Origin of the sequence: Desulfosporosinus sp. OT (genome assembly GCF_000224515.1) — a bacterium.
Taxonomy (GTDB): Bacteria; Bacillota; Desulfitobacteriia; order Desulfitobacteriales; family Desulfitobacteriaceae; genus Desulfosporosinus.
This window is the reverse complement of record NZ_AGAF01000199.1, coordinates 1-4,986: the sequence shown is the minus strand read 5'-3', so window position 1 is coordinate 4,986 and position 4,986 is coordinate 1. Positions and strand designations below refer to the sequence as shown.

Genomic DNA, 4,986 nt, shown 5'->3' with positions numbered 1-4,986 from the left:
AAAGGAGAGTGAATTTATGAAATTCCACGAAACAGAAACATTTAGAAATCTCAGCAAAGCCTTCGCTGGGGAGTCCCAAGCGCGCAATCGTTATTCCTTTTTTGCTGGTGTTGCTAAGAATGAAGGATATCAACATATACAATCTGTTTTTGAGGCAACGGCAGCAAACGAACGAGAACACGCCCAAGTGTTCTACAAACTCTTGGTTGCTCATAATCAGGAGGAGACCCAGGTCATGCATGTCGATGCAGACTATCCACTAGTTTATAAAGACACTCTCACCAATCTAAGGGCAGCTGCAGCAGGAGAAAGAGAAGAGTGGGCTGAAATTTATACAACATTTGGTGCAATAGCAGAAAAAGAAGGCTTTGCTGACATTGCGAAAGCCTTTCAAAAGATTGCCGAAGTTGAAAAACACCATATGACTCGGTTTGAGCATTATGCCGATGGGATTGAAAATGGAACACTCTTTAAAAAGGATAATCCGACCGTATGGAAATGTTCAAATTGTGGTTACATTCATGAAGGTCCCGAAGCACCTGGAAGTTGCCCAGCTTGTGCACATCCGCAAGGATATTTTGAGGAATTGCCAGAAAAGTATTAAGAGGGAGAGCCGAGGAGGATTATATTTCTACTCGGCTCTTTTTTAGATTATTCATAACGTGATTGTTATTTTAAGGCGCCTAGAGCGTTAAGAAAACCCCTTAACTAAAATAAACTTGCAAAGTTAAGGAAATCTGAACATAATATTTATAAAATTAAAATTCTGAATATTAAATAATATATGGGAGGGAGGAAAGAAAATGAAAGTACCCATAACAGAATTGCAAGAGCGTGTAAGCAATTTACAAGATAGTTTGCAGAAAAAAGGAATTGACGGGGCACTGTTGGTCCAGCGGGCGGATACCTTGTATTATACAGGAACAGCCCAAAATGTTCATATTTATGTTCCACGGGAAGGGGAGCCGATTGTTCTTGCCTATCGGGATTTTGGTAGAGCTCAGCAAGAAAGCTCTTGGGAGGTCATTCAGTTAAAGGGGATGTCAAAGATTCCGAACCATATCCAGGAAGCAGGGCTTCCCTTACCGGAAAAATTGGGTCTAGAACTAGATGTTCTCCCAGTTAATCAGTTTGGGCGCTATCGCAAAACATTTCCAGACGCTTCGTTGGTGGATATTTCCTCTGAGGTTCGTTTGCTGCGTGCGGTAAAGTCCGAATGGGAATTAGCTCGTCTGGAAAAAAGTGCCCAAATCCATGCCCAGGTTTTGGAGTATGCTAAGGAAGTTCTTCATCCGGGAATGACCGAGGTTGAGTTAGAGGGCTTAGTTGAAGGGAAGGCGCGGTCACTAGGGCACGGTGGTTATGTTCGAATGCGTGGCTTTGACTCTGAATTTCATTTCTGCGTCATCACTTCGGGAGCTCGGGCTGCAGTGCCCAGCTGTTTCGATGGGCCTGTCACCGGTCAAGGAATTTCCATAGCTCACCCAAATGGCGCAACAATGGCTCAAATTCAAACGTGTGAACCGATCATCGTGGATATGGTGACAGTTGTGGATGGCTATCAGATTGACCAAACCCGAATCTTAAGTCTCGGTCCATTAGCGGAGAATTTAATTAAAGCCTACGAGGCGGCAAGGCTGGTCGAAGAAAGAATTCGCTGTGCCTTAGTTCCGGGGAGGGTGGCTGGTGAAATCTATGAGGAAATTCTAACGTGGGTTCGTGAGAATACCCCTTATGAGGACAACTTTATGGGTTATCGTACAGGACAGGTTCGTTTTGTCGGACATGGGGTTGGACTTGAATTGGATGAGTTGCCGACGATCAGTAAGGGGTCTAAAGAAGTGCTGAAAGCTGGAATGGTAGTAGCGATTGAACCTAAATTTGTTTTCCCAGGTGTTGGAGTTGTAGGGATCGAAGATACAGTCGTGATTGAAGCCGAAATAGGCGCAAGGTATTTGTCGGTAAGCCCCCGAGAATTGGCCGTGCTTTAAGAGCGTCTCAGAATGGAAAGATTGTTGAGGACATTGTTCAAATAGGATAATATAGAAGTGGTCGATCTAACATAAAAAGTAATAGGGAGTGATAAGATTGTTTAAAAAGATACTCGTCCCTACAGACGCTTCGGAATACTCGCGTCGCGCTTTGAAAGCTGCAGTTGAACTGGCCCAATCTATTCAAGCCGAAGTGGTACTTCTCCATGTTAGTTATACGCCACAGGCCTATTGGGGGTATACAATCTCTTATGGTATTACCGTGACGCAAGAGCAACTTGATCAAAATGGAGAATTGGCTTTAGAAGCAACTCTGACAGGAATTGACTGCGAGCAGGTTGTTATCAACAAAAGGGTAGAATCTGGTCATCCTGTCACTGTTATTATTGAACAAATTAAGAAGGACGATATTGATTTAATTGTTATGGGAAGTCATGGTTACGGAGCAATTACCGGTTCGGTCCTGGGAAGTGTAAGTCAGCGGGTATTGCAGCGAGCGAGTTGCCCTGTACTTATCATCAAGTAATAAATGTTTTTGTCTTGAATTACAAGATAAAAAGTCGCAACAACGGATGAATTATTGTCTGAGTGAGATTCATCGTAACTTTAGAAGGATTTTAATAGACATTTGGATAAACGTCCCTGCCCCAGCGGCAGGGATTTTTTCTGTAGGTCGCGAATAACATTAGCGATAATATTTTTCACTTTGTAAAAATCCGGGCAGAATGAAGCTCAGTTAAAGAGAACTTGGCTGGTGATGAGCCTTGCAAAGGCGGCCGCCTCGTTGCCCTGATATTTTGACTAGTAGAACCAAGGATTGATAGATACGTGGAGGCGCCTGAACTTATGAAACAAACCAATGTTTGGCTCAGTCCTGAAGAACTTAAACAAATGCTGAAAGGCTCATTGCAATGGAGCGATGTAGCCTCTCGTGCTACTTCCTCTAGAACAGGGTTCCAAAGGTTGGATGAAGAATCCCCTGAAAAACACTCGGTTCCGTTACAACCTGAACAAATGGAGCATTATCTACCAAAGAAAGAAAAGTATAGCTCAAAGCGGTTCGAAGGACAGCCTGTTATTTGGTTGTTAGGGAGTGTTGCTCTTCTAACTCTATCCTCGTGGTTTTACTTTGTCTTATTTTCAAAATAGGTTTTAAATATGATTTTTTGGTATAACCTAGGAAGGGGCAAGTCAAGAAGACTTGCCCCTTCTAAAATTTATTTTTTTAAAAAATCCTTTGCAAAATCTTAGGAATTTGGATATCATAGAGATAGAAGGTCAGGAAAGGTCAATGATTATTGGGAGGTCATTTTAGAAAGATTATGTAAACAAGGAGTACACAACAATGGGAAACCTAGCGGATCGCATTGAAGAATACTTGAAACGGATTTTGGAACAAACGTCGGAAGGGTATATTATCCTACAACGCAGTGAGCTGGCAGGTGAGTTTTCCTGTGTTCCGTCTCAGATCAACTACGTACTAGATACTCGTTTTACAATTGAACGGGGCTATTTAGTGGAAAGTCGCCGGGGAGGCGGTGGGTATCTGCGTATTATTAGACTAGGGTTGGGCCTCGAAGGCGAGTATCAACAGGTTATGCGGCAATTAATTGGAGAACAGCTTTCCCGTGACCGATCATATGGCCTTGTCGAGAGGCTAGTGGATGAAGACTTGGTAACGGCACGGGAAGCGGCGTTGATCAAAAGCGTACTTTCTAAGGACGCTTTGGGGGGAGAATTTAGAGACTGGGACGTTCTTCGCGCACGTCTTATGAAGACCATTTTAACAACGTTGAGTCGAGATGACTTGTTATAAAGGAGGATTTAGCATGCTGTGTCAACGTTGCCAACAGCGGGAGGCAAAAGTACAGTTATCTAAAATAGAGAACGGACAGACCCATGAGCTTTATCTTTGCGAAATCTGTGCTAAACAAACACATGAAGTAAGTTTCATTGTTCATCCCGCTATTGTGCCAGAGTTTTTACAAGCCCTTTTTGGGTTTAATCCATCTTCGATAGAACAGCCATCTGAGATGGCTTGTCCGAAATGTGGAATAACCTTTTCCCAAATAACGCAAGCTGGCAAGTTGGGATGTAGTGCATGTTACGAAACCTTCGAAGCTCAGCTGGAACCGTTACTTCGCAGAGTTCATGGTGGAGGTCAAAATGTAGGCAAAGTTCCGGTGAGACGTGGTATTGCCATTAAATGTCGTATGGAAGAGAAAAAGCTAAAAGAGAAGCTTCAAGTTTTGATTCAGCAAGAAGCGTTTGAGGAGGCTGCTGTAGTAAGGGATCAGATTCGCCAAATTGAACAATCAAAAGGAGGAGAAAAACATGATACGTAAGGAGCTCCTCTTACGGCACAGCGCTTGGATGACAGAAACGAATTCTCCGGTCGTCATTAGTAGTCGAGTGCGCCTAGCGCGTAACCTTGAAGACTTCCCCTTTCCACATGTTCTAGATCCCGAAGGTGCTGGTCAGGTTGAACAAATCGTTTCGCAAGTTCTAAAAGATATAGAGGTCAATCAAGAGCGAGTGTTCTATATATCCTTAACGGAGCTAAACAATGTTGAACATCAAGTGCTTGTTGAAAAGCATTTGATCAGCCCAAGTTTAGGCGGGTCAACAGGAGCACGAGGTGTAGCGTTGGCCCCTGACCACCGATATGCTGTGATGGTTAATGAAGAAGATCATTTAAGAGTTCAAGTACTTTTACCTGGAAATCAGCTTTTGGAGACACACCGTTTTGCGTCAGCTCTGGATGATGCTTTAGAAGCAAAACTTGATTTTGCCTACCGAGAAAGTCATGGGTATCTCACGGCTTGCCCAACAAACGTGGGTACGGGACTTCGAGCATCAGTCATGGTCCATCTGCCAGGTTTAGTGATAACAAATCAAGTGCAACAGGTTCTTGGAGCTTTGACACGTTTGGGGTTAGCTGTGCGAGGGTTATATGGTGAAGGCTCTCAAGCCTTTGGGCACATGTTTCAAGTCT

7 protein-coding genes are annotated in these 4,986 nt (G+C 43.6%); all 7 read left to right on the top strand.

Annotation, left to right across the window (positions count from 1 at the left end; all coding sequences use genetic code 11):
• Positions 1 to 16: 16 nt before the first annotated feature.
• On the top strand, positions 17 to 604 hold the full coding sequence (gene rbr, locus DOT_RS18965; protein ID WP_009622261.1) for a rubrerythrin: 588 nt from the start codon (positions 17 to 19) through the stop codon (positions 602 to 604).
• A gap of 199 nt (positions 605 to 803) precedes the next feature.
• The gene (locus DOT_RS18960) at positions 804 to 1,991 is read left to right on the top strand and encodes a Xaa-Pro peptidase family protein (RefSeq protein WP_009622260.1); all 1,188 of its coding nucleotides are present in this window, start codon (positions 804 to 806) and stop codon (positions 1,989 to 1,991) included.
• 97 nt (positions 1,992 to 2,088) lie between these two features.
• Positions 2,089 to 2,517 (top strand): universal stress protein, encoded by a 429-nt coding sequence (locus DOT_RS18955; RefSeq protein WP_009622259.1) that lies wholly within the window; start codon positions 2,089 to 2,091, stop codon positions 2,515 to 2,517.
• A gap of 320 nt (positions 2,518 to 2,837) precedes the next feature.
• Positions 2,838 to 3,140, top strand: a complete 303-nt coding sequence (locus DOT_RS18950; protein WP_040412880.1) for a hypothetical protein — start codon at positions 2,838 to 2,840, stop codon at positions 3,138 to 3,140.
• Positions 3,141 to 3,336: 196 nt separating this feature from the next.
• Entirely contained in the window at positions 3,337 to 3,807 is a 471-nt protein-coding gene (locus DOT_RS18945) for a CtsR family transcriptional regulator (RefSeq protein WP_009622256.1), read from the top strand.
• A 13-nt stretch (positions 3,808 to 3,820) separates the two neighbouring features.
• Positions 3,821 to 4,336, top strand: coding sequence for a UvrB/UvrC motif-containing protein (locus DOT_RS18940; RefSeq protein WP_009622255.1), 516 nt, complete (start codon positions 3,821 to 3,823; stop codon positions 4,334 to 4,336).
• On the top strand, positions 4,326 to 4,986 hold a 661-nt coding region (locus DOT_RS18935; protein WP_009622254.1), incomplete at its 3' end, for an ATP--guanido phosphotransferase. The genes DOT_RS18940 and DOT_RS18935, both read left to right, overlap by 11 nt.